This is a genomic window from Mesorhizobium album (assembly GCF_033977205.1).
Lineage (GTDB): Bacteria > Pseudomonadota > Alphaproteobacteria > Rhizobiales > Rhizobiaceae > Mesorhizobium > Mesorhizobium album.
In genome coordinates this window covers 165,657-188,477 of record NZ_JAVIIW010000007.1, presented here as the reverse complement: position 1 = coordinate 188,477, position 22,821 = coordinate 165,657, and the positions used below count along the sequence as shown (strand labels likewise).

The following is a 22,821-nucleotide window of genomic DNA, read 5'->3' as shown; positions in this document are numbered from 1 at the left end:
CCGCGGCGCACGGGTCCCGGCATTCCGACGAATGCCGGCCACCGCGCGCCGCGGGCGGGAGGATTACTTCTTCTTCACCAGCTCGTTGGCGTAGGCCTCGAGCTCGTTGAGGCCGCCCTTGATATCGGTGCGGGTGCCGGTGACCAGTTCCTCGAGGATGATGCCCCAGCGGTCGCCGAGATCTGGCCAGCGCGGATCCTGCCAGAAGTTCACCGCCGTGACCTTGCCGGTGTCGGCCAGCGCCTGTCCGAGATCGGCGCCGTAGATGTCGGCGAATTCCTTGCTGGAGAGGATGCTGGTGCGGTTGAGCTCGCCGAACTGGTGCGCGTCGAGCCTGTGCTTCTCGTTCTCCTTCGACGTCGCCCAGGCGATGAACAGACCGGCGCACTTCTTCGAGGCGTCGTCCGCATTGGCTTTGGTGCCGATGGCGAGCCCATGGCCGTAGCCGCCGCCAGGCAGCGGCGAGGGCGGCGGCAGGAAGCCGACCTTGCCGACCACCTGCGAGGTCTTTGGATCGACCGCCATGCCCGACAGCGGCGTCGATTCGACGAGGATGGCGACCTGGCCGGAGAGGAAGGCGCCGGTCGATTCATCCCAGCTGCCGGTCTGCGTGCCGGGCGCCGAATCCTTGAACAGCTTGAGATAGGTTTCGGTCGCCTTCACGGCGGCATCCGAATTGAAAGCCGGCTTGTCGCTGTCGAACCATTTACCGCCATAGGCTTTGAAGAACGGCATCCAGCGCCAGACATTGGCGCCCGAGCCGCGCGCGCCGCGCAGCGCTATGCCGTACATGCCCTTGTCGGGATCGTTCAGCTTCGCCACATCGGCGATGAGTTCATCGAGCGTCTTCGGCGGCTGGATGCCGGCGGCCTCCAGAACGTCCTTACGGTAGACCATCAGGTCACCGCCGCCGGTCAGCGGCGCGAACCAGATCTTGCCGTCATAGGTGGCGACCTTCTGGCGGCCTGGATCGAAGTCGGCGAAGTCGTACTCAGCCGGGTAATAGTCCGTCAGCGGCGCGATCCAGCCCGAGGAGGCGAACAGCGCGACATTGGCCTCGTCGACATAATAGACGTTGTAGTTACCGACGGTGGAGGCGTCGGCGCGCGACTTTGCCCGCCGGTCGTTCTCGTTGAGATAGTCGATCTGGAAGCCGGCGCCGGAGAGCTTCTTGAACTCGTCCTTGGAGTCCTCCAGAAGCGTCAGCCCGTCGCGCGGCTGCGCCAGCACCTTGACCGGCGCCGAGCAGACTGGCGCCTGTGCCAGTGCTGCGGTTGATACGGATGCGGTAAGCACGAACGCTGCGCTGAGGCTGGCAGCGAGCCGATTTGATTTCATTGATTTTTCTCCTCCAGGAACACTCGCGGGAGCGGCAGTCCTCGGGCTAAGCGACCCTCACCGTCGCCCGGGCGACCTGCCACCCGTCGCCAAAATGAGGAGTCGGACAGAGCGAGGCTAGAAGCCTTGTTGCGGCAAACCTGTACTTTTATGCATTGTGCGACGCAAAAAACGACGCGTATAGAGTCTGCATGTCACACAAGTATCGGTATCGTCAGGAGAGCCGATTTCGACCTGATCAGGCCCGCAGCGTCAGCCGCTGCCGCGACAGCTTGCGGTAGGACGACGGCGTCATCTTGTGCTTACGCAGGAAGGCGCGGTTGAAGTTGGAGATGTTCATGTAGCCGACCTGGAAACAGATGTCGGTGATCGGGATATCGGTATCGGCGAGCAGCTTGCAGGCTTGCCAGAGTCGCAGCTTGGCAACGTGGTCGCTGAAGCTGTTGCCGGTGTTCTTCTGGAAGAACCGCGAAAACGTGCTTTCGCTCATCCCGGCAAGTGCTGCCACTTCCGGCAGCTTCAAATCTTCGGCGAAGTGCTGGAAGAGATAGGTCAACGTGCGCTGGATGATGTCCAGCGAGGCGGCGTCGAGCACCGGCGAGAAATCCGGCGACGACAAGAGCTCGTACTCATCGGTCTTGGCCAGCATATCGACCAGTTCGAGGAACAGCCGGAAGCGGGTGAACCCTTGCACGGTGCCCATCCGCTCAATCAGCTCTGCTCCGTCGATCGCGGTGCGGCCATGGAAGACCATGCCGCGCAGCGAGCGCTCCAGGAACGGCTCCAGCTCGCGCAGTTCCGGCAGCAGCCCCGCCGATCCCCGCAACCGCTCCGGATCGAATTGCAGCACGATATCGCGGCCTTCGATCAGCTCGCCAGGCTGCACCGCCGTCACCCAGTCGTGCGGCAGGCCGCCGCCGACGATCGTCAGATAGCCAGGCCCGAACTCGCCGATATGGTCGCCGACCAGCACCACGCCTGACGATTTCCTAAGCAGATGGATCTCGTATTCGGGGTGAAAATTCCAGACGTTGCGCTCCCACGGATAGTCGTCCAGCCGCCACAGGAAGCTCTCGCTCGCCTCGGTGACGATGTGCTCGAAGGCCGGCACCGTTCGCGGGATCGCGGCCGTGTTCTTTCTGCGCCTGAACGGCATCCATTCCTCCGGGCGTTTCGCCGGCTGCTTACGTCCGGGAAATCCCTAGCAGCCCCTGGCGGACAAGTGAACGCGGCCGCCGGTCAGGCCCCCTGCTGGATCAATGACTGGCCGCTCCTCCTCCCTTGCCAATATGTCGCATTTCGTTCACAAGACGACGCAAACGGCGCGAAACCGATGGTTGCGCCGTTTGCCGTGCGGCTTCCGGGATTGGTCCCGACGCGCCGCGATCTGAAAGAGCGGAAAATGTCTGCGATCGAAGCCTGCGCTCGCGCGCCGGAAAGTCTTTGGCGTCAGGAAATCAGGGCGACTTTGGCGCTTGCCTGGCCGATGGTGCTCACCAATCTCGGCCAGACCGCCATGACCGCGACCGACGTCATGATGATGGGAAGGCTGGGGCCCGACACGCTCGCCGCCGGCGCGCTCGGCTCCAACCTCTATTTCATGCCGCTGATCTTCGGCCTCGGCCTGATGCTGGCAACCTCGCCGATGATGGCGACCGAGCTCGGCCGCCGCCGCCATTCGGTGCGCGACCTGCGCCGCACCGTGCGCCAGGGCCTGTGGCTGGCGGTGCTCGTCTCGATCCCGATCTGGCTCTTCCTCTGGCACGGCGAAGAGGTGCTCTCGGCCATGGGGCAGAAGCCGGAGCTCGCGCACCAGGCCGGCATCTACCTGCACTGGCTGCAATGGGCGGTGCTGCCCTTTTACGGCTATATCGTGCTGCGCTCCTTCATCTCGGCGCTGGAGCGGCCGGGCTGGGCGCTGGTCATCGTCTTCGTCGCCGTGGCCTGCAACGCCTTCTTCAACTGGGTGTTCATGTTTGGCAATCTCGGCGTGTCGGCCATGGGCATCGCCGGCTCGGGCCTTGCCACGTCGCTTTCCAGCACGCTGATGTTCGCCGGCCTGATAGCGGTGGTGATGCTGGAGAAGAAGTTCCGCCGCTACCGCCTGTTCGGGCGCTTCTGGCGCTCCGACTGGCCGCGCTTTCGCGGCCTGCTGAGGCTCGGCCTGCCGATCGCCGGCATCCTCGCCTTCGAGGTGACGATCTTCAATGCGGCGGCACTGCTGATGGGCCTGATCGACGCGGATTCGCTGGCAGCTCACGCGATCGCCATCCAGATCGCCTCGATCACCTTCATGGTGCCGCTCGGCCTCAACCAGGCGGCCACCGTGCGTGTCGGCCTTGCCCACGGCGCCGGCAATCCCGAAGGTGTGTCGCGCGCCGGCTGGACGGCCTATGTCATCGGCGTGTCCTTCATGGCGCTGATGGGGCTGGTGATGATCCTCTGGCCGCATCTCCTGATCAGCGCCTTCATCGATCTCGCCGATCCTGCCAATGCCCGAGTGATCGGGCTCGCCGTGTCGTTCCTGGCCTTTGCCGCGCTGTTCCAGATCTTCGATGGCGCGCAGGCGGTGGCCGCCGGCATGCTGCGCGGCCTGCACGACACCAAGGTGCCGATGATCTATGCCGCGATCGGCTATTGGGGCGTCGGCCTGCCGCTCGGCGTGCTGCTCGCCTTCCATTTCGGCTTCAACGGCGTCGGCATCTGGATCGGCCTGGCGTCGGGGCTGGCCGTGGTGGCGGGGCTGCTGCTCGTGCGCTGGCTCAGGCGCGACCGCATCGCGCCGGCGCTGTCGTTCAGTCACTGAGAATACGGCCGCCGGGTGCCCCTGCGGCCGTATTAGCCGCGTCAGCCCTTCTTGAGCGCAGGGCTGAACACCATCAGGCTGAGGATCTCGAACAGCACCTGCGCGCCGACATGGGCGGTGTTGGTGGTCGCGTCATATTGCGGCGCGACTTCCACGACGTCGCCGCCGACGATGTTGAGGCCTTTCAGGCCGCGCAGCAATTCCAGCACCTCGCGCGTCGTCAGCCCGCCGACCTCCGGCGTGCCGGTGCCGGGCGCGAAGGCCGGATCGATGCTGTCGACGTCGAAGGAGATGTAGGTCTCCCCGTCGCCGACGATTTTGCGCGCCTTCTCGATGATGGCGGGGATGCCGAGGCCGGTCACCTCTTCGGCATGGACCACGGTCATGCCGGACTCATAGGTGAATTCCCACAGATACTCCGCCGAGCCGCGAATGCCGATCTGGATCGTGCGGGTCGGATCGAGCACGCCGTCCAGCACCGCGTTGCGGAACGGTCCGCCGTGGTGGAACTTGGTCATGTCGAAAAGCCCACTGGTGTCGCAGTGGGCGTCGATATGGATCATGCCCACCGGGGCCTTCTTGCCGACAGCCTTCAGGATCGGATGGCTGATCGAATGGTCGCCGCCAACCGAGAGCGGCAGCACTCCGGCGTCGACGATCTGGTTGGTGCGGCGCTCGATGTCTTCATGGCTGATTTCCAGCCGATAGCGGCTGCGGAACGGCGTGTCGCCGATATCGGCAACCCGCAGTTCATGCGTCGGCGCGCATTCCAGCACATGGTTGTAGGGGCCGATGCGCTCGATGGCGCGCAGCGCTCGCGGCCCGAAGCGCGCGCCCGGCCGGTTGGTGACGCCGAGGTCCATCGGCACGCCGATCATCGCCACCTGCAGGTCGCCGAAATCGGGATTGTCGGCGGCGACTTGCCGGTAGGGCGCGGCAAGGAAGGTCGGGACGCCGGAATAGGGGGCGAGGCGCGTGCCGCTCTTCGAAAAGATCTTGTCGGCGACCTTGCGGAATTTGGGGTCAAACATCTCGCCGCCATGGCTCTCGCCATATTTGCGGCGCAACGCTTCCAGCTTGCCGCGATCGTAGCCCATGTGCGGATTCTCCTGTCTATCGTCCGCCGGAGTTTCCGGTAGCCCATGCGAAAAATCAATCGCGTTCGGGCTCCGGCACTTGCCGCAGGCGGCTTCTTTTTGTCGGGCCAGCTTGCAAAGCGGGCAGCGCTTGCAAAAATTCAATGCTATGAGGCAGTCGGCTTAAAACAAAGGCCGGAAGAATGTCGCCTGAATCGGTTTCGGCGCCGCTTTTTCGGAGCAAGCAGCGAAGGCGGCAGCAAGCATGGCAAAGACCGATATAGCGCGGCGCGTCTACAACCACACCTGGAAGCTCGACCCGATCGTCCGCAGCCTTCTGGACACCGATTTCTACAAGCTTCTGATGCTGCAGATGATCTGGGGCATGTATCCCAAGGTCGACGCCACCTTCACCTTGATCAACCGCACCACGCCGGTGCGCCTTGCCGACGAGATCGACGAAGGCGAGCTGCGCGAACAGCTCGATCACGCGCGCACGCTTCGCTTCTCGAAGAAGGAGATGATCTGGCTGGGCGGCAACACCTTCTACGGCCGCAAGCAGATATTCGAGCCCGAATTCTTGGCCTGGCTGGAGGATTTCCAGCTGCCCGAATACGAGCTTTCCAGGCGCGACGGCCAGTTCGAGCTCTCCTTTGCCGGTCCCTGGATGTACACGACGCTGTGGGAAATCCCGGCGCTCGCCATCATCAACGAATTGCGCTCGCGCGCCGCCTTGCGCTCCTTCGGCCCGTTCGCGCTCGACGTGCTCTACGCCCGCGCCAAGGCCAAGATGTGGGACAAGACCGAGCGGCTGAAGGCCCTGCCCGGCATCCGTATTTCCGATTTCGGCACGCGCCGCCGCCACTCGTTCCTGTGGCAGCGCTGGTGTGTCGAGGCGCTGAAGGAAGGCATCGGCGATGCCTTCACCGGCACCTCCAACGTGCTTTTGGCCATGGATAACGACCTCGAGGCGCTCGGCACCAACGCGCATGAATTGCCGATGGTGTTCGCGGCACTTGCCAATTCGGAGCAGGAGTTGCGGCAGGCGCCCTACAAGGTGCTGCAGGACTGGCAGCGCTACTATGGCGGCAACCTCCTGATCGTGCTGCCCGACACCTTCGGCACAGCCGCCTTCCTGCGCGATGCGCCGGACTGGATCGCCGACTGGACCGGCTTCCGCCCCGACAGCGCACCGCCGATCGAAGGCGGCGAGAAGATCCTCTCCTGGTGGCGCGAGAAGGGCAAGGATCCGAAGCAGAAGCTGCTCATCTTCTCCGACGGGCTCGAGGTCGAGACCATCGAGGAGACCTATCGTCACTTCAAGGGCAAGGTGCGCATGTCCTTCGGCTGGGGCACCAACCTCACCAACGATTTCGAGGGCTGCGCGCCGACCGAAACCAGAAGCCTCGACGCCATCTCGCTGGTCTGCAAGGTCAGCGAAGCCAACGGCCGCCCGGCGGTGAAGCTCTCCGACAATCCCGCCAAGTCGACGGGGGACGAGAAGGAGATCAAGCGGTATTTGAGGATTTTTGGCGAGAAGGGGCGGGTGAAGCAGCTGGTCAAGGTGTGAGGGTTGCTCAAATGGAATTTCGGATAATCGGATAACTTGAGTTCCCGCCAACCCCCCTCTGTCCTGTCGGACATCTCCCCAGCAAGGGGGGAGATCGGCAGTTCATCCGGGGGGCGCTTCTCCTGCGACGCTGGCGATTGGCGAAAGCGGCGACGACGGCCAATCTCCCCCCTTGCGGGGGAGATGTCCGGCAGGACAGAGGGGGGTGCGAAGGATCGCGACGCTGCAGATAATCCCCTCGGGCCTCGATCCCTCGCAGTCGCCTTGGCGCTGACGCCACTCCTCCCCACCCCCGCCTTCGCGCATGCCTCCGACCGCGGCCACGTGCTACTTCTGCCGACGGGCTATTACATCGCCGGCGGCGCTTTTGCCGTTGCCGTCAGTTTCCTCGTGCTGGCGCTTCTGCCGCCTGCCGCCCTCGATAATTTCTGGCGCCGGCGCCTGCCGCTCTTCGCCTTCGGCGACGGCCTACGCACCATCGTCAGCCTGTTTTCCTTTGCCGGCTTTGCTCTGCTTATTGCTGCGGGCCTTTTCGGCAGCCGCGATCCGCTCTCCAACCCGCTGCCGCTGGTCATCTGGACATTGCTCTGGGCCGGCTTCACGCTGTTGCAGGGCGTGTTCGGCGATCTCTGGTCGTGGCTCAACCCTTGGTATGGGCCGTGTCGCGTCGCTGCGCGTATCTTCCGGCTTCGCAGCAACGAGGCGCAGCCATCGCGCCTGCCTAAATGGCTCGGCTTCTGGCCGGCCTTCATCCTGTTCTCCGCCTTCGCCTGGTTCGAACTGATCGATCCGGCGCCCGATGATCCGTCCCGGCTGGCCCTCGCCGCCGGTGCCTACTGGCTGGTCAGCGTCGTCGCCATGCTTGCCTTCGGCTACTGCGGCTGGAGCCGGCATGGCGAATTCCTGAGCGTCTTCTTTTCCATGGTCGCCCGCTTCGCGCCCGTTCAGCGCGAGCAGGGCCGGCTCAGCCTCTGCTGGCCGGGGGCGAAGCTGCTGGCGGCAGAGCCCTTGCCGGTAAGCGGAACGGCTTTCCTCTTGCTGACGCTGTCGTCCGTATCCTTCGACGGCCTGTCGAAGACGTTCTTCTGGCTCGGCCTTTTCGGCGTCAATCCACTGGAATTTCCCGGCCGCAGCGCGCTGATCGGCATCGGCAGCTTCGGTCTCGTGCTCACTTTCGTGCTGTTCGCGGCGGTGTTTGGTCTTACTGTCTTCGTCGGCCAGCGCCTTGCCGGCGGCGGGCATTCATTCAGGCAAGCCGCCGGCCTGCTGGTCTGGTCGATCGTGCCGATCGCGCTCGCCTATCATATCGCGCACTATCTGACGGTGTTGCTTGTCGACGGCCAATACGCGCTGGTCGCCCTTTCCGACCCCTTCGCGCTCGGCTGGAATCTGTTCGGCACCGCCGACAGGATGGTCGAGGCAGGCATCGTCGCCGGCGCCGGGTCGGCGCGATGGCTATGGAACCTGCAGGCCGGTGTCATCATCGCCGGACACGTGCTGGCCGTGCTTGTGGCGCATGGCCTCGCCTGGCGGCTGCATCCGCAAGCCTCTCGCGCGGCGCTCAGCCAGCTTCCGCTGACGCTTTTGATGATCGCCTACACGATGTTCGGCCTGTGGCTGCTCGCTACGCCGACCGCTGGGTGAGAGTGTCCTGGGGAACCTCGCTTGCCAGGTCATGGCTTTGGTGATTTAGTTTGTACACATGCAATTTTTCCGATCCTCCGAGCAAGGAGGATCGAGCCGCCTTATCGCTGGTCAGAACTGAAAAAACAGGGGAACGGACATGGCTGACAAGAACGGATTTTTCGACCTCTCCAAGACGACGCTTTCTCGCCGCACCGCGCTGAAGGGCCTCGCTGCCGGCGCAGGCCTCGCGCTGGCCCCAGGCTTCGTCCGCTACAGCCAGGCGCAGAGTTCGGCGCCGATCAAGATCGGCTTCCAATTGCACCGCACCGGCATCGGCGCCGCCTATGGACGCTGGTATGACAGGACAAGTGCTGCCGCTGTCAAGGCGATCAACGACGCCGGCGGCATCAATGGCCGCAAGGTCGAGCTGGTAATCGAGGATGACGGCACCGATCCGGCGCGCGGCGCCGAGGTGGTCAATAAGTTCGCGACGCAGCACAAGACCGATATCGTCTTCGGCACGCTGTTCTCGCATGTGGTGATCGGCTCGGTGCCCGCCGCCGGCGAGAACAAGATCCCCTATTTCGTGGTCAGCGAAGGCCATCACGTCGCATCGACCAAGCTCAACCGCTACGTCTTCCAGCCCGGCATCACCGACGTGAAGAGCCAGATCCAGTCGATGGCGCCGTGGATCGCGGCCAATGCCGGCAAGAAGGTGACGCAGATCTTCCCCGACTTCGCCTTCGGCTACGACCATCGCGACTACCTGCCGCCGGCTCTGAAGGCGCAGGGCGCTGATGTCATCGCGCAGATCGCCATTCCGCCGACCGAGAGCTCCTTCACCAAATACTTCCCGCAGATTCCGGCCGAGACAGACGTCATCTACCACGTCATGGTCGGGCCGGCCGTGCTGACCTTCGTCAAGGAACTCGGCGAGTTCTACGGCTCGCAAAGGCCGCAGCTCTTCGGCTTCATGGATTCGCTCGAGGCCGTCGACATCAACAGCCCCGGTCTCGAATTCCTCGACGGCAGCCATTTCTGGGAAGGCTCGCCGCGCTACGCGCAGCCGGATGATTCCGCCGCGCAGAAAGCCTATCGCGCCGCCGTCGGCATCGATGACAACGGCGCCGCCGTCGGCGATCCCAAGGACGTCTCCACCGCCTCGCACATGTTCGGCTGCTGGGAGACGCTCTATGTCGTCAAGAAGGCGATGGAGGATGCCGGCTATAAAGGTCCGGAGGATCGCGCCAAGCTGGTCGAGGCGACCGAGGCGCTGAAAGAATTCGCCGAGGGCCCGGAGCATCCGCAGGGCCCCAAGATCTTCAACGGCAATATCCACCAGTGTTTCGGTATCCAGAACATCTCCAAGGTCGAGGGCGGCAAGCTCAAGGTCGTCCACAAGACCAAGATCGAGGACGGCCTCTACGAGCCGGAAGGGGATTATACGAAGCAGGCGCTGTGAGCTTAGCTGCTCAATCAAGCGTGGGCGCCAAGCCACCCCCCTCTGTCCTGCCGGACATCTCCCCCTCAAGGGAGGAGATCGGCAGCTTTTGCGACGGCACCTATTCACCGACGTTGGCGATTGGCGAAACCCGCGACAACTTCCAATCTCCCCCCTTGAGGGGGAGATGTCCGGCAGGGCAGAGGGGGGTGCGCTTGGCGTCAACCTGCGTGTAATCGATGCACTTCGGACCCCACCTCCTCCTCGCCGCCCTCGAAGGCCTGGTCACGTCCGCCGTGCTGGCGCTGACAGCGCTTGGCCTGTCGCTGGTGTTCGGCGTCATGCGTATCGTCAATGTCGCCCATGGCGAGTTCTTCATGCTGGGCGCGGTTCTTGCCTGGGCGGTCTCGACGGCGATCTCCGGCCATCCGGCGATCGGCTTCGTGGCGGCGCTGGTGATCGCGCCCTTGCTGGTCGGGCTGGTCGCGTTTCTTGCTGAATGGCTGGTGCTGCGCCGGCTGAACTACAATCCCGAAAGCACCATCGTCGCCACCATCGGCATGCTCTACATCATCCAACAGCTGGCGCTGACATTCTATGGTCCGGAGGCGCGCCCCGTGGAGCCGCCCTTCAGCTATCGCATCCTCCTGCCGTGGTTCGGCTATTCCGGCTACAAGCTGTCGGTGGTCGCTGCGTCGGCCATCCTGCTCGTGCTGACCTGGCTGGTGCTGACCCGCACCAAGGTCGGGCTGATCATGCGCGCCACCCAGTATGACCGGGAGACGGCGCAGGCCTTCGGCATTCCGGTCGAGCGCGTCTATGCCGGCGTCTTCGCCATCGGTGCCATGCTGGCGGCGATCGCGGCGGTGCTGATCGTGCCGATCAGCCAGGCGCATTACCTGATGGGGCAGGACCCGCTGCTGCTCTCCTTCATCGTCGTCATCATCGGCGGGCTGGGATCGCTGCGCGGCACCGTGGTCGCCGCCATCCTGATCGGCCTCTCCGACGGCATCATCTCGGTGTTCTTCTCGCCGACACTGGCCAAGATCATCGCTACGCTGGTCGTCGCCATGGTGCTGGTGTTCAGGCCTCAAGGGCTGTTCGGGACGACCGCGCGATGAGGGATGCTTCGCCGGCAAAAATCTATGCGCTGCATATCGGCGTCGTCGCGCTGCTGTTCGTGCTGAACTTCGTCCTGCCGGACTACCACCAAGGCCTCTTTGCCCGCATCATGGCGCTCGCGGTCTTCGCCATGGGCTACAATCTGCTCTTCGGCTACGTCGGTCTGCTCAGCCTAGGCCACGCCATGTTTTTCTCGGCCGGCCTCTACGGCGCCGGGCTGACGGTCTACCATCTCGGCTGGGGCGTGCCGGAAGCCTTCGCTGCCGGGATCGCCTGTGGCGCGCTGCTTGCTCTGGTCATCGGCCTGCTGGCGCTGCGCACGTCGGGTGTGGCGTTTATGATCGTCACCATGATGTTCGCGCAGGTTTTCTATCTGCTTATCCTCTATTTTGCCGGCTGGACCGGCGGCGACCAGGGCCTGGTCATCCAGCAGGCGGCGCGAACCTTCAATCTCGGCGGCGCCTCGCTCGACCTGACCAACCCAACCGTGCGCTATATGAGCGCGCTGGCGCTGTTCTCGATCGTGCTGATTGCCACGCTTGCCACCGTCCGCTCCCGCTTCGGCCGCGTTCTTGTCGCCATCCGCGAGAACGAGGAGCGTACCAAGATGCTGGGCTACGACACGGTCGCCAACAAGCTCGCTGCAGTGGTTCTCTCCGGCACCATCTGCGCTGCCTCAGGTGCGGCCTATGCGCTGCTGTTCGGCTATATCGGCTCGAGCTTCGCTTCGGTGCAGTATTCGATCCTGCCCTTGCTCTGGGTGCTGCTCGGCGGCGCCGCGACGACGCTCGGGCCGCTGATCGGCACGCTGTTCATGTACTATGTCACCGACATCACCAGCGGCTTCACCTCCGCCTATCTGCTGATCGTCGGCGTCGCGCTGATCCTGCTGGTGCTCTTCTTCCCGAAGGGCATCCTGGGCAGCATCCGCCAGCGCTGGCTGGGCTGGCTGCCATGATGCCGCTGCTCACCACCAAGGGCCTGTCGCGCCATTTCGGCGGCCTGCGGGCAGTCGACGGCGTCGACTTCACGCTGATGCCGGGCGAGATTCGCGCCATCATCGGTCCCAATGGTGCCGGCAAGACCACTTTTGTCAGCCTGCTCAGCGGCCGCATCCGGCCGTCCGCGGGCGCGATCGTCTTCGACGGCACCGACATCACCGACATGCCGGCTTACCGAAGGGTTCGCCTCGGTGTCGCCTACACCTTCCAGATCACCAGCGTCTTCGCCAATCTCACGGCCTTCGACAATGTCGCGCTGCCGGTGCAGCGCACGCTGACCGACAGCCGCTCGAAAGGGCAGGTGAGGGCCGGCGTCATGGCGGCGCTGGAGCGCACCGGCCTCGCCGACCGGGCAGGCACGCTGGCCGCACACCTTTCCTACGGCCATCAGCGCCTGCTTGAAGTCGCGATGGGTCTGGCGCTGAAGCCGCGCTTGCTCATCCTCGATGAGCCGACGCAAGGCTTGGCCGATAGCGAGATCGACAATTTCATCACCCTGGTGCGCGAGATCGCCAAGAGCGCCACGGTGCTGCTCATCGAGCACAACATGCCGGTGGTCATGCAGCTTGCCGACCGCATCACCGTCTTCAATTCGGGAAAGATCCTCGCCGAAGGCACGCCGGAGCAGATCCGCGCCAATGTCCAGGTGCAGGATGCCTATCTCGGAGCGACCCATGGCTGAGACACCGCGAGCGCTCACCATCTCCGGGCTCAAGTGCTTCTACGGCGAGGTCCAGGTGCTTTACGGCCTCGATCTCGTGCTGAACAAGGGCGAGGTGCTTTGCCTGTTCGGGCGCAACGGCGCCGGCAAGACGACGACGCTGAAGGCGATCATGGGGCTGGTGCCGGCGGCGGCCGGCTCGATCAGGCTCGACGGCAAGGAATTGACCGGGCTCGCCGCGCATGACGTGCCGAAGGCCGGCGTCGCCTATGTGCCGCAGGGCAGGCGATTGTTCGCCGACATGACGGTGGCGGAGAATATCGAGATCGGCCTGATGGCGCGCGGCAAGGGGAAAGCTACACGGGAACGTGTTCTCGACCTCTTCCCGCTGCTCAGGGAGCGGCTGAAGCAGCGCTCGGGCACGCTCTCCGGCGGCGAGCAGCAGATGCTGGCCATGGCGCGCGCGCTCTGCCTCGAACCGCAGGTGCTTCTGCTCGACGAGCCGACCGAAGGGCTGATGCCGTCGATGATCGCCAAGATCCGCGAGACGGTGGCGAAGCTGCGGGATCTCGGCGTCTCGACGATCCTGGTCGAGCAGCGCGTCGAGGCCGTGCTTTCGGTCGCCGACCGCGTCTCATTCATCGAGAACGGCCGCAACCGCGAGACGGTCGATGTCGAGGCCTTGCGCGGCGATCCGTCGGCGGTGCGGCGGTACGTGGGTGTAGGCTGATCACCCAAAGAACAAAAATCCCGCAATCAAAAACGTCGGGATCAGCACCGCTCCCGACCAGGCCATGTAGCCGAAGAAGCCCGGCATCTTGAAGCCGCGATGCCTGGCGATGGCAAAGACCATGAAGTTCGGTGCATTGCCGATATAGGTGTTGGCGCCCATGAACACCGCACCCGCCGAGATCGCGGCAAGTGTCGATGCCGCCTCCGTCATCAGGTGCTTCGCGTCGCCGCCGGCAAGCTCGAAGAACACCAGATAGGTCGGCGCGTTGTCGAGGAAGGACGACAGCGCCCCGGTCAGCCAGAAATAGGCGAGGTTGTTCGGCTGGCCGTCGGCCGAGGTGACCAGCGCGACCAGCGGCGCCAGCGCGCCGTCGTGCCCTGCCCTGAGGATCGCGACCACCGGCACGATGCAGATGAAGATGCCGGCAAAGAGTTTCGCCACCTCGGCGATCGGCCCCCAGTTGAAGCCATTCGCTTCGCGGTGGCTCTTGTACGAGACTTTAAGCGACAGAAAAGCCAGCGCCAGGATGATCGCGTCGCGCACCAGGTTCTGCAGCTCCAGGCCGACGCCGAGGACGGAAAAGCTCACGCCGGGCTTCCAGCTTGCCGAAAGCAGGATTGCGCCGATCACGCCGGCAAGCAGCGGCAGGTTGGCCAGCCCGCGCAGGCGCACCTTCGTGTCCGGTGTCGGGTCCTTGATCTTCGGCATGCCGGCCTCGCGGCGATGCAGGACGATGTCGAGCACGAGGAAGACGAGCAGCACCAGGCTGCCGACGAAAAGCGTGTCGGGCAGGATGTGCACCGTCGTCCAGAAGAAGTCGACGCCGCGCAGGAAGCCGACGAACAGCGGCGGGTCGCCGAGCGGCGTCAGCGAGCCGCCGATGTTGGACACCAGGAAGATGAAGAAGATCACCACATGGGCGTTGAACGGCCGGTTGTCGTTGGCGCGCAGGACCGGCCGGATCAGGATCATCGAGGCGCCGGTCGTGCCGATCACCGAGGCAAGGATCGCGCCGATGAGCAGCAGGCCGGCATTGACCAGTGGCGTGCCGTGGATGTTGCCGGCAACCAGGATGCCGCCGGAAATGGTGAACAGCGCGAACAGCAAGATGATGAAGGAGAGATATTCGGTGAGCAGCGTATGCAGCACGGCTTCGCTTGCCGCCGACATGCCGAAGGCGATCGCCAGCGGAACCACGACCAGTGCCGCCCAGGCGGCGGCGATCTTGCCGTAGTGATGTTCCCACACATGCGAAAAAAGCAGCGGCCCGGTCGCGATGGAAAGCAGCAGCCCGGCAAAGGGGAGCGCCCACCAGAGCGACATCGCCGCGCCGGGCAATTCGTGAGCCTCGGCCGCTAAAGCCGATTGCGGAAAAGCCATGAGGGCTGTGGTGACGACGCCCGCCGCCAAGACACGCGCCATTCTGGTGAAGCCCCCTCGACGCCTCACAGTCCGATCAGTCCGCCGAATGGTCTTCGAGCGTTACACCGGACTCGCGCATGAGGGCGATCATCGCGTCGAGCGAACCGCTGAGATCGATGCCGCGGCAGGCGTCGAGCCGCACAGTCGCCTTGAAGCCCTGCTTCACAGCATCGAGCGCCGAATAGGCGACACAGTAGTCGGTGGCGAGCCCGACCAGGGTGACGGTGTCGATGCCGCGTTCCTTGAGATAGCCGGCGAGACCGGTCGGCGTCGTATGGTCGTTCTCGAAAAAGGCCGAATAGCTATCGATCGCCGTGCGGAAGCCTTTGCGGATCACCAGCTCGGCCTTGGTCCAGGCGAGCCCCGAATGGAAGTCTGAGCCGAGGCTGCCCTGGATGCAATGATCCGGCCACAGCGTCTGCGGCCCGTAAGGCATCTCGACGGTCTCGAATGGCTGCTTGCCGGGATGGCTGGAAGCGAAGCTCGAATGGCCTGCGGGATGCCAGTCCTGCGTCAGCACGACATGCTCGGTCCGCCGGATCAGATCGTTGACCAGGGGCACGATCTCGTCGCCGCCGGCAACCGCCAGCGCGCCGCCGGGGCAGAAGTCGTTCTGCAGGTCGATGACGATGAGCGCTTCCTCGGCCATGGGCTCCCTTTCGTTCGGCGCGGGCTCCAGTCAATGCCGCTGACGCGACCGGAGGCAGACCCTTGACCAGATGGCCGGCGGCGTCAACCTCCGAGAAAAGACGAAAGCCGTTCCGGCCTTTGTGACGGGCAGGTCCGGCCACTCCGCTTTGACAATTGCGGCGAAGTTGATATCATTTGCATACGAATGAATTTGCCTACGCGTGGCGCTGGCAGGTTCCCTCGGAAAGGCCCCTTTCTGGGAAGGCAAAGCGTGACCCGTTACGCGAAACCCACCACAGTCGTCGAGGCGCTCGCTGTGCTTGGCGAGGACCGCTGGCGCGTCCTTGCCGGCGGCACGGATTTCTATCCGGCGCAGGGTGCAAAGCCTTTCCGCGACAATATCCTGGACATCAACGGGCTGGCTGAACTGCGGGGCATCGCCGAGACGGACGAGCATTGGCGGATCGGCGCCCGCACCACCTGGAGCGACGTCGTTCGACATCCGTTGCCGTCGGCGTTCGATGCGTTGAAGGCGGCCGCGCGCGAAGTCGGTTCCATCCAGATCCAGAACGTTGCTACCGTCGCCGGCAATCTCTGCAACGCCTCGCCCGCCGCCGATGGCGTTCCGGCGCTGCTGGTGCTCGATGCCGACGTCGAATTGCGGTCGGCGATGGCGACCCGCCACCTGCCGCTTCGCGAATTCATCCTCGGCAATCGCCGCACGGCGCTGCAGCCGGGCGAGATGGTCACCGCCATCCGTGTGCCGAAGCGTTCTGCCGCCGGCATGTCGGCCTTCGTCAAGCTCGGCGCGCGGCGCTATCTCGTCATCTCCATCGCCATGGCGGCGGCCCGGCTCGTGGTCGAGGATGGCGTAATCGCCGAAGCGGCAATCGCCGTCGGCGCCTGCTCGGCGGTCGCCCGCCGTCTTGCCGGGGTCGAGGCGGCCCTGCGTGGCCAACCCGTCACACCGGCACTTGCCGAGGTGGCGCTGTCCGCGCCGATTGATGAACTCTCGCCGATCGCCGATGTGCGCGGCAGCGCCGAATACAGGCAGGATGCCGCGCGCGAGATCGTCGCCCGCGCGGTGTGCGCCGCCGTCGGCCTGGGCGAAACCAAGGTGGCGGCATGAGCATGATCCAGCCCGGCATGGAACGCGCCGACATTGCCTTCGAGCTCAATGGCGCTGCCGTCAGCGTCTCGGTGCCGCCGGTTCGGCGCCTGTCGCAGGTTTTGCGCGACGAGTTGCGGCTGACCGGCACCAAGGTCGGCTGCGACGCCGGCGATTGCGGCGCCTGCACCGTGCTTGTCGACGGCAATCCCGTCTGCGCCTGCCTGGTGCCGGCGGCCTCCGTGTCCGGTGCTTCCGTCACCACGGTCGAGGGCCTCGCCAATGGCCGGCTGTCCGCCTTGCAGGCGTCGTTCCTCGATCATGGCGCCGCGCAATGCGGCATCTGCACGCCGGGCCTGCTGGTAGCGGCCACCGCGCTGCTGGAGCGCAACCCGACGCCGAGCGAGGCCGAGACGCAGGATGCGCTGGGCGGTGTGCTCTGCCGCTGCACGGGCTATCGCAAGATCATCGCCGCGGTGATGGACGCCTCGCGCCACATGTATGGTGTCGACCATCGCCTGCCCGAGGTCGGCCACGCCGTCGGCGCCTCGCCTATCCGCCTCGACGGCGTGCCGAAGGTCACCGGCGACGAAAAATTCGGCGGCGATTCCTTCCCGGCCGATGCACTGGCCGTGCTTGTGGTGCGCTCGCCGCACTACCATGCCCGTTTCAGCGTCGGCGATCTCGATGCTTGGGCAAAAGGCTATCCCGGCATCGCCGGTGTCTTCACTGCCGCCGACATTCCTGGCCACAATTGCTTCGGCGTCATCGGTCCCTTTGCCGATCAGCCGGCGCTGGCCGACGGTTTCGCGCGCTTCCGCGGCGAGGCCGTGGCGCTGGTGGCGGGCGAGCGCGAAGCAATCCTCGATCTCGACCTGACCGATTTTCCGATCGCCTGGACGGAACTGCCGCATGTTCTGCAGCCCCGCGAGGCCCGCGCCGACGGCGCCTCGCTGATCCACCAGCATCGGCCCGCGAATGTCCTCACGTCAGGCTTTGTCGAGCGCGGCGACCCCGATGCGGCGCTAGGCAGCGCTGCGGTCACCGTATCCGGCGCCATCGAGACGTCCTTCGTCGAGCATGCCTATATCGAGCCGGAAGCGGGTTTCGCTTACATGGATGGCGGCACGCTGGTCGTCGTAGCTTGCACGCAGGCGCCCTATATGGACCGCGACGACACGGCCAAGGTGCTTGGCCTTGCCGTCGACAAGGTCCGCATCGTGCCGACCGCTACCGGCGGCGGCTTCGGCTCGAAGCTCGATGTCTCGCTGCAACCGCTCATCGGCCTTGTGGCGATGAAGACCGGGCGGCCGGCGGCGCTTGTCTACACGCGCAACGAATCGATGATGTCGACCACCAAGCGCCATCCCGCCGAGATGCAGGCGACCATCGGGGCGGATGCTGAAGGCCGCATCATCGGCATGGTCTTTGAGGGTGACTTCAACACCGGCGCCTATGCAAGCTGGGGTCCGACGGTCGCCAACCGCGTGCCGGTCCATGCTTCCGGTCCCTACGCCACGCCGAACTACCGCGCCGAGGGCCGCGCGATCCACACCAACGGCCCGATCGCCGGCGCCTTCCGCGGCTTCGGTGTGCCGCAGGCCACAATCATGCAGGAAACGCTCTATGACGAGCTCGCCGGCAAGCTCGGCAGGGACCGGCTCGATTTCCGCGTGAAAAACTGCCTTCGGAACGGCTGCGAAACGGTCACCGGCCAGCGCCTGGAGTCCGGCGTCGGCATCGGCGAATGTCTGGAGTCGCTTAAGCCTCATTGGGCGCGCGCGCTCGCGGATGCGAAAGCTTTCAACGCCACCAGCGTGGCAACGAAGCGCGGCGTCGGCGTCGCCTCCTGCTGGTATGGCTGCGGCAACACTTCGCTGCCCAATCCTTCGACCATCAAGGTCGGCATCTCGGCCTCCGGCGATGTCATGCTGCATCAGGGCGCCGTCGATATCGGCCAGGGCTCGAACACGGTCATCGCCCAGATCTGCGCCGACGCGCTCGGCCTGCCGCTGGAGAAATTCCAGCTGAGGAGCGCCGACACCGCCATCACGCCGGACGCCGGCAAGACATCCGCCTCGCGCCAGACTTTTGTGACCGGCAAGGCAGCAGAGAAGGCCGGCCGCGCGCTGCGCGAAAAAATCCTGCGCTTCGCCAACGTTTCGGAGCACGCGACGATCACGCTCGATGGCCCAAGCATCTTCATCCGCGAAGGCGACGCGACGCGGCGCATCGATCTCACGGCGCTGAAAGCCGATGCCGATGGGCTGGTGTTCGTCACGGAAGAGACCTACGACCCGCCGACGCAGCCGCTCGACGCCAAGGGCCAGGGCAAGCCCTATGCCGTCTATGGCTATGGCGCGCAGATCGCCGAGCTCGAGGTCGATCTCAAGCTCGGCACCGTGAAACTGATCAAGATCACCGCCGCGCATGATGTCGGCAAGGCGATCAACCCTGTGCTGGTCGAAGGTCAGATCGAGGGCGGCATCGCGCAAGGCATCGGCATGGCGCTGATGGAGGAATATATCCCCGGCCGCACCGAGAACCTGCACGACTATCTCATCCCGACCATCGGCGACGTGCCGCCGGTCGAGCACATACTGATCGAGGTTCCGGATCCGGAAGGACCCTTCGGCGCCAAGGGTTTGGGCGAGCATGTGCTGATCCCGACCGCCCCGGCGATCCTCAATGCCATCCGCCATGCCACAGGCGTCCTGGTCACCAAGGTGCCGGCAACGCCGAGCCGCATCCTGGCGGCGATCCGTGAGAAGGAGGCGCGCCGATGAGCGAGCTTGCCGAACGTTTCGAAACCCACGATCCCGGCGAGAAGCAGGTGGCGGAGAAGATCCGCTGCGATGCCTGCCCGGTCATGTGCTACATCGCCGACGGCCGCACCGGCGCCTGCGACCGCTACGGCAATGTCGGCGGCCGCATCGTGCGCATGGACCCGCTGGCCATCCTCGACCACGCGGCCGAGACCGGCGGCGCCGTCGTGCCGTTCGTCGCCGAGGGCGAAGCCTGGAACGGCGAGCTGGCCAACACCGGGCGCCGCTTCGTCACCGCGATCGGCGCCGGCACTACCTATCCCGACTACAAGCCGGCGCCCTTCATTGTCAGCCAGGAAGTCGAGGGCGTCGATCTCGTCACCGTCGTCACCGAAGGCATCTTCTCCTACTGCGGCGTCAAGGTGAAGATCGATACCGACCGCCATATCGGCGATGAGACGGCGACCGTGCGGTCCGAAGGCGAGGCGATCGGCCATGTCACGACCGGCGAGTACGGCTCGCAGATGCTGTCGCTCGGCGGCGTCCATCACCTGACCGGGGGCTCGAAGGCCGAGGGACGCGCCACCTGCGATGCGCTGCTCAAGCTCTGCAACAGGAAGCCCGTCGAGCTCACCATCGACGGCGGCGCGACGGTCATCGTCGAGGCCGGCAAGGCGCCGGTCATCGACGGCAAGGTCGAGCACCGCATGCGCGTCGGCTGCGGCTCGGCCACCATCGGCATGTTTGCCACGCAATGGCGCGGGCTGGTCGACGAGGTGGTGGTGGTCGACGACCACATCACCGGCGTCGTCTCGGAGCATCAGGCCGGCAAGGTGCTGGGCTGGCAGGATACCGGGATAAAGATCATCGGCCGCCGCTCGACGCCGGGCCGCTACTTCAAGGTGTCTGAGCCCGGCCTTGGCTGGGGCGGCACGACGATCTCCGATCCGTTGTCGATCCTCGGTGAGTGGAATGCCAAGAAGGGCGCGCGGCCCGGCCTGTCGCTGCTCATGGTATCGACCACCGGCGAGCAGTTCGCCTATTACGAGCTCGACGACCAGCTGATGCCGGTCGAGAAGCCGTTCCCGGATCGGCTGCAGAAATCCGTCGGCCTGATCGAGGACAATTGCGAGCCGGCGCTTTGCACCGTTCTCTTCGTCGGCGGCGCCGGCGGCTCGCTGCGCGCCGGCGTCACCGAGAACCCGGTCAACCTCACGCGCTCGGTGCAGGGCCTGAAGACTTATGTGACGGTGGGCGGCGCGCCGGTCTATGTCTGGCCGGGCGGCGGCATCACGCTGATGGTCGACGTCACGCGCGTGCCGGAAGGCGCCTTCGGCTACGTGCCGACCCCGGCGCTGGTGGCGCCGATCGAGTTCACCATGCGCCGCGACGACTATATCCGTTTGGGCGGCTATGAGAGCGAGATCCGCAGCGTCGAGGACATTCTTGCCAAAGGCGGCGAGTACCTCAATCCGCGCCGTGGCACAGGTGCGCCCTCCGGCAATCCCTGGCCGCCGCTGGCCCAATTGCGCCGTGGCTGGGCCAACGGAGCCGGATGATGAACGGCCCGCAGGCGCATTGGCTCGCCGACGGCCGGCGGCTTCATCTCAACCACGGACCGATCGACCTCATTGTCGAGGCCTTCGGAGACCCGGATGAATGTCGCGCCGCCTACGCTCAGGCGGTCGCGCGCTTCCAGACGATTTTGAACGAGCTGGTCGATGAACTTCCCGAATTGCGCCGTCCGGCATCCTTGAAGCCGCGCGCTTTCGCCGGCCCAACGGCGCGGCGCATGGAGGCTGCCGTTGCGCCATTGGCGGAAAGCTTCATCACCCCGATGGCTGCCGTCGCCGGTTCGGTAGCCGACGAAATTCTGGCGGCGCTACTCAAGGGGCGGCAACTCGATCGCGCCTATGTCAACAATGGCGGCGATAGCGCCCTTCATCTCGGGAGGGGGCAGTCGATAACCTTGGCCATCGCCGGCACCGGGCACGGCCTCGCCGACCGCATCACCATCCGCGCCGAAGACGGTGTCCGCGGCGTTGCCACCAGCGGCTGGCGCGGCCGCTCCTTTTCGCTTGGCATTTCCGATGCCGTCACCGTGCTGGCGCGGACAGGCGCCGAGGCCGATGCCGCGGCGACGCTGATTGCCAACGCGGTCGACCTGCCCGGACATCCGGCGATCCGTCGCATTCGCGCGCGCGATCTCGCGCCCGACAGCGATCTCGGGGATCGGCTGGTGACGCAGGGCGTCGGCGCGCTTGCACCCGGAGAGGCGGCCCGGGCGCTGGACAACGGCCTTGCCGTCGCCGAAGATTTTCGCCGGCGTGGCCTGATTGCCGCCTCGGCGCTGTTCCTGGCGGGCCAAACCCGCATCAGTGGTTCCGTGGCGCTGGCCGCGCCCAACAAGCATAAAGCGAAGGAAACTGCCCATGCCTGACTTTCCGATCCGCAAGGTCGCGGTTCTGACCGAGGAAATCTTCCACGATGGTGGCCCCGTGGCGAAAGAGCCGCGTCGCCGCGCGGCCGCTCTCGCCGTGGTCAAGAACCCGTTCGCCGGCCGCTATATCGAAGAGCTGCAGGGCGCGATGGAGGACTTGAAGCCGCTGGGGCTTTTGCTGGCCGACAAGCTGATCGCAGCACTCGGCGGCGACGTGAAGAAGATCGACGGCTACGGCAAGGGCGCTATCGTCGGCACGGCCGGCGAGCTGGAGCACGGCGCGCTGTGGCATGTGCCGGGCGGCTATGCCATGCGCGAGCGGCTGGGCGACGCCAAGGCGATCGTACCGTCGGCAAAGAAGGTCGGCGCCTTCGGCGCGCGGCTCGACGTGCCGCTCGGCCACATCAACGCCGCCTATGTGCGCAGCCATTTCGACGCCATGGAGGTCGGCCTCAGCGACGGGCCGCGGCCCGACGAGATCCTGTTCTGCCTTGCCATGACCTGTGGCCCGCGTATCCACAACCGCATGGGCGGCCTCGCGGCCGAGGACATCAAGGCATGGGACGGCCTGCGATGAGCGGCGAGGACAATCTGCTGCGGCTGGTCGAAGGCGAAGAGCCGGACGAAAACGGCTACCATCTGCAGGATCAGGTCGGCTTCATCCTACGCAAGGCGCATCAGCGCCATGTCGCAATCTTCGCCTCGCACATCGCCGATCTGACGCCGCCGCAGTTCGCCGCTTTGGCCAAGCTCTACGACATCGGCGAGACGTCGCAGAACCAACTGGGTGCCCTGATTGCGATGGACGCCGCCACCGTGAAAGGCGTCATCGACCGGCTGAAGGCGCGCGGCCTGGTCGAGCTTTCCAAGCACGAAGTCGACAAGCGGCGGCTGCTGGTCAATCTGACGGCTGAAGGCCGCGAGGCGATCGAACGGCTGATCCCGCTCGCCCGCACCATCACCGAGGAGACGCTGGCGCCGCTCACCGCCAAGGAAGCCGCCACCTTCCTGCGGCTGCTGGCGAAGCTGGCGTGAATGGGTGCCGGCGATACGTCGCGCCCCCTCCTGGCGGCGGCGTTGCC

At 65.3% G+C, this 22,821-nt stretch carries 19 protein-coding genes; 14 read left to right on the top strand and 5 right to left on the bottom strand.

Annotated features, from left to right (window positions below; translation table 11 throughout):
• Positions 1-63: 63 nt before the first annotated feature.
• Together RFN28_RS08675 and RFN28_RS08670 are read right to left on the bottom strand one after the other, a co-directional pair.
• Entirely contained in the window at positions 64-1,338 is a 1,275-nt protein-coding gene (locus RFN28_RS08675; protein ID WP_320286959.1) for an ABC transporter substrate-binding protein, read from the bottom strand.
• A gap of 238 nt (positions 1,339-1,576) precedes the next feature.
• Positions 1,577-2,494: an AraC family transcriptional regulator gene (locus RFN28_RS08670; protein WP_320286958.1), complete on the bottom strand. Its 918-nt coding sequence runs from the start codon at positions 2,492-2,494 to the stop codon at positions 1,577-1,579.
• Positions 2,495-2,740: 246 nt separating this feature from the next.
• Here RFN28_RS08670 and RFN28_RS08665 point away from each other — a divergent pair, with 246 nt between their 5' ends.
• Positions 2,741-4,144, top strand: a complete 1,404-nt coding sequence (locus tag RFN28_RS08665; RefSeq protein WP_320286957.1) for an MATE family efflux transporter — start codon at positions 2,741-2,743, stop codon at positions 4,142-4,144.
• Between the two features lie 41 nt (positions 4,145-4,185).
• Here the strand turns inward: RFN28_RS08665 and speB are convergent, their stop codons facing one another.
• Positions 4,186-5,241, bottom strand: a complete 1,056-nt coding sequence (gene speB, locus RFN28_RS08660; protein ID WP_320286956.1) for an agmatinase — start codon at positions 5,239-5,241, stop codon at positions 4,186-4,188.
• A gap of 244 nt (positions 5,242-5,485) precedes the next feature.
• On the opposite strand from speB, the gene pncB reads away from it, so the two are divergent.
• From pncB to RFN28_RS08625, 7 genes are all read left to right on the top strand, one after another.
• On the top strand, positions 5,486-6,790 hold the full coding sequence (gene pncB / locus RFN28_RS08655) for a nicotinate phosphoribosyltransferase (RefSeq protein ID WP_320286955.1): 1,305 nt from the start codon (positions 5,486-5,488) through the stop codon (positions 6,788-6,790).
• Between the two features lie 183 nt (positions 6,791-6,973).
• Positions 6,974-8,434 carry a hypothetical protein gene (locus RFN28_RS08650; RefSeq protein WP_430677545.1) on the top strand — a complete coding sequence of 487 codons (1,461 nt, stop codon included), beginning with the start codon at positions 6,974-6,976 and terminating at the stop codon, positions 8,432-8,434.
• A 139-nt stretch (positions 8,435-8,573) separates the two neighbouring features.
• Complete coding sequence (locus RFN28_RS08645) at positions 8,574-9,878, top strand: ABC transporter substrate-binding protein (RefSeq protein WP_320286953.1); 1,305 nt, start codon at positions 8,574-8,576, stop codon at positions 9,876-9,878.
• Between the two features lie 218 nt (positions 9,879-10,096).
• Positions 10,097-10,978, top strand: coding sequence for a branched-chain amino acid ABC transporter permease (locus RFN28_RS08640; RefSeq protein ID WP_320286952.1), 882 nt, complete (start codon positions 10,097-10,099; stop codon positions 10,976-10,978).
• The gene (locus RFN28_RS08635; protein ID WP_320286951.1) at positions 10,975-11,937 is read left to right on the top strand and encodes a branched-chain amino acid ABC transporter permease; all 963 of its coding nucleotides are present in this window, start codon (positions 10,975-10,977) and stop codon (positions 11,935-11,937) included. The genes RFN28_RS08640 and RFN28_RS08635 overlap by 4 nt, the downstream gene beginning before the upstream one ends.
• Positions 11,934-12,662: an ABC transporter ATP-binding protein gene (locus tag RFN28_RS08630; protein WP_320286950.1), complete on the top strand. Its 729-nt coding sequence runs from the start codon at positions 11,934-11,936 to the stop codon at positions 12,660-12,662. The genes RFN28_RS08635 and RFN28_RS08630 overlap by 4 nt, the downstream gene beginning before the upstream one ends.
• On the top strand, positions 12,655-13,371 hold the full coding sequence (locus tag RFN28_RS08625) for an ABC transporter ATP-binding protein (protein WP_320286949.1): 717 nt from the start codon (positions 12,655-12,657) through the stop codon (positions 13,369-13,371). The genes RFN28_RS08630 and RFN28_RS08625 overlap by 8 nt, the downstream gene beginning before the upstream one ends.
• On the opposite strand, the gene RFN28_RS08620 is transcribed toward RFN28_RS08625, so the two are convergent.
• Positions 13,372-14,796: a sodium:proton antiporter gene (locus RFN28_RS08620; RefSeq protein ID WP_320286948.1), complete on the bottom strand. Its 1,425-nt coding sequence runs from the start codon at positions 14,794-14,796 to the stop codon at positions 13,372-13,374. It abuts the gene before it with no gap.
• Between the two features lie 34 nt (positions 14,797-14,830).
• Positions 14,831-15,445, bottom strand: a complete 615-nt coding sequence (pncA, locus tag RFN28_RS08615; protein ID WP_320286947.1) for a bifunctional nicotinamidase/pyrazinamidase — start codon at positions 15,443-15,445, stop codon at positions 14,831-14,833.
• Between the two features lie 252 nt (positions 15,446-15,697).
• Here pncA and RFN28_RS08610 point away from each other — a divergent pair, with 252 nt between their 5' ends.
• The 6 genes from RFN28_RS08610 to RFN28_RS08585 are packed head-to-tail and all read left to right on the top strand — an operon-like array spanning position 15,698 to position 22,774.
• Entirely contained in the window at positions 15,698-16,555 is an 858-nt protein-coding gene (locus RFN28_RS08610) for an FAD binding domain-containing protein (RefSeq protein WP_320286946.1), read from the top strand.
• Positions 16,552-19,320: a molybdopterin-dependent oxidoreductase gene (locus RFN28_RS08605; RefSeq protein ID WP_320286945.1), complete on the top strand. Its 2,769-nt coding sequence runs from the start codon at positions 16,552-16,554 to the stop codon at positions 19,318-19,320. Before RFN28_RS08610 ends, RFN28_RS08605 begins: the two co-directional genes overlap by 4 nt.
• Positions 19,317-20,858 carry a 6-hydroxynicotinate reductase gene (locus tag RFN28_RS08600; protein ID WP_320286944.1) on the top strand — a complete coding sequence of 514 codons (1,542 nt, stop codon included), beginning with the start codon at positions 19,317-19,319 and terminating at the stop codon, positions 20,856-20,858. Before RFN28_RS08605 ends, RFN28_RS08600 begins: the two co-directional genes overlap by 4 nt.
• The gene (locus RFN28_RS08595) at positions 20,858-21,739 is read left to right on the top strand and encodes a UPF0280 family protein (RefSeq protein WP_320286943.1); all 882 of its coding nucleotides are present in this window, start codon (positions 20,858-20,860) and stop codon (positions 21,737-21,739) included. The genes RFN28_RS08600 and RFN28_RS08595 overlap by 1 nt, the downstream gene beginning before the upstream one ends.
• Positions 21,732-22,316, top strand: coding sequence for an amino acid synthesis family protein (locus RFN28_RS08590; RefSeq protein WP_320286942.1), 585 nt, complete (start codon positions 21,732-21,734; stop codon positions 22,314-22,316). The genes RFN28_RS08595 and RFN28_RS08590 overlap by 8 nt, the downstream gene beginning before the upstream one ends.
• Entirely contained in the window at positions 22,313-22,774 is a 462-nt protein-coding gene (locus RFN28_RS08585; RefSeq protein WP_320286982.1) for a MarR family winged helix-turn-helix transcriptional regulator, read from the top strand. The genes RFN28_RS08590 and RFN28_RS08585 overlap by 4 nt, the downstream gene beginning before the upstream one ends.
• The last annotated feature ends 47 nt before the right edge of the window (positions 22,775-22,821 follow it).

Bases quoted from the DNA above. Each gene is read 5' to 3' on its own strand.
- RFN28_RS08650 (WP_430677545.1), top strand. From the start codon at position 6,974: ATGTCCGGCAGGACAGAGGGGGGTGCGAAGGATCGCGACGCTGCAGAT.
- RFN28_RS08590 (WP_320286942.1), top strand. From the start codon at position 21,732: ATGCCTGACTTTCCGATCCGCAAGGTCGCGGTTCTGACCGAGGAAATC.
- RFN28_RS08600 (WP_320286944.1), top strand. From the start codon at position 19,317: ATGAGCGAGCTTGCCGAACGTTTCGAAACCCACGATCCCGGCGAGAAG.
- RFN28_RS08640 (WP_320286952.1), top strand. From the start codon at position 10,097: ATGCACTTCGGACCCCACCTCCTCCTCGCCGCCCTCGAAGGCCTGGTC.
- RFN28_RS08605 (WP_320286945.1), top strand. From the start codon at position 16,552: ATGAGCATGATCCAGCCCGGCATGGAACGCGCCGACATTGCCTTCGAG.
- pncB (WP_320286955.1), top strand. From the start codon at position 5,486: ATGGCAAAGACCGATATAGCGCGGCGCGTCTACAACCACACCTGGAAG.
- RFN28_RS08625 (WP_320286949.1), top strand. From the start codon at position 12,655: ATGGCTGAGACACCGCGAGCGCTCACCATCTCCGGGCTCAAGTGCTTC.
- RFN28_RS08635 (WP_320286951.1), top strand. From the start codon at position 10,975: ATGAGGGATGCTTCGCCGGCAAAAATCTATGCGCTGCATATCGGCGTC.
- RFN28_RS08620 (WP_320286948.1), bottom strand. From the start codon at position 14,796: ATGGCGCGTGTCTTGGCGGCGGGCGTCGTCACCACAGCCCTCATGGCT.
- RFN28_RS08675 (WP_320286959.1), bottom strand. From the start codon at position 1,338: ATGAAATCAAATCGGCTCGCTGCCAGCCTCAGCGCAGCGTTCGTGCTT.
- RFN28_RS08665 (WP_320286957.1), top strand. From the start codon at position 2,741: ATGTCTGCGATCGAAGCCTGCGCTCGCGCGCCGGAAAGTCTTTGGCGT.
- RFN28_RS08630 (WP_320286950.1), top strand. From the start codon at position 11,934: ATGATGCCGCTGCTCACCACCAAGGGCCTGTCGCGCCATTTCGGCGGC.
- RFN28_RS08585 (WP_320286982.1), top strand. From the start codon at position 22,313: ATGAGCGGCGAGGACAATCTGCTGCGGCTGGTCGAAGGCGAAGAGCCG.
- speB (WP_320286956.1), bottom strand. From the start codon at position 5,241: ATGGGCTACGATCGCGGCAAGCTGGAAGCGTTGCGCCGCAAATATGGC.
- RFN28_RS08670 (WP_320286958.1), bottom strand. From the start codon at position 2,494: ATGCCGTTCAGGCGCAGAAAGAACACGGCCGCGATCCCGCGAACGGTG.
- pncA (WP_320286947.1), bottom strand. From the start codon at position 15,445: ATGGCCGAGGAAGCGCTCATCGTCATCGACCTGCAGAACGACTTCTGC.
- RFN28_RS08595 (WP_320286943.1), top strand. From the start codon at position 20,858: ATGAACGGCCCGCAGGCGCATTGGCTCGCCGACGGCCGGCGGCTTCAT.
- RFN28_RS08645 (WP_320286953.1), top strand. From the start codon at position 8,574: ATGGCTGACAAGAACGGATTTTTCGACCTCTCCAAGACGACGCTTTCT.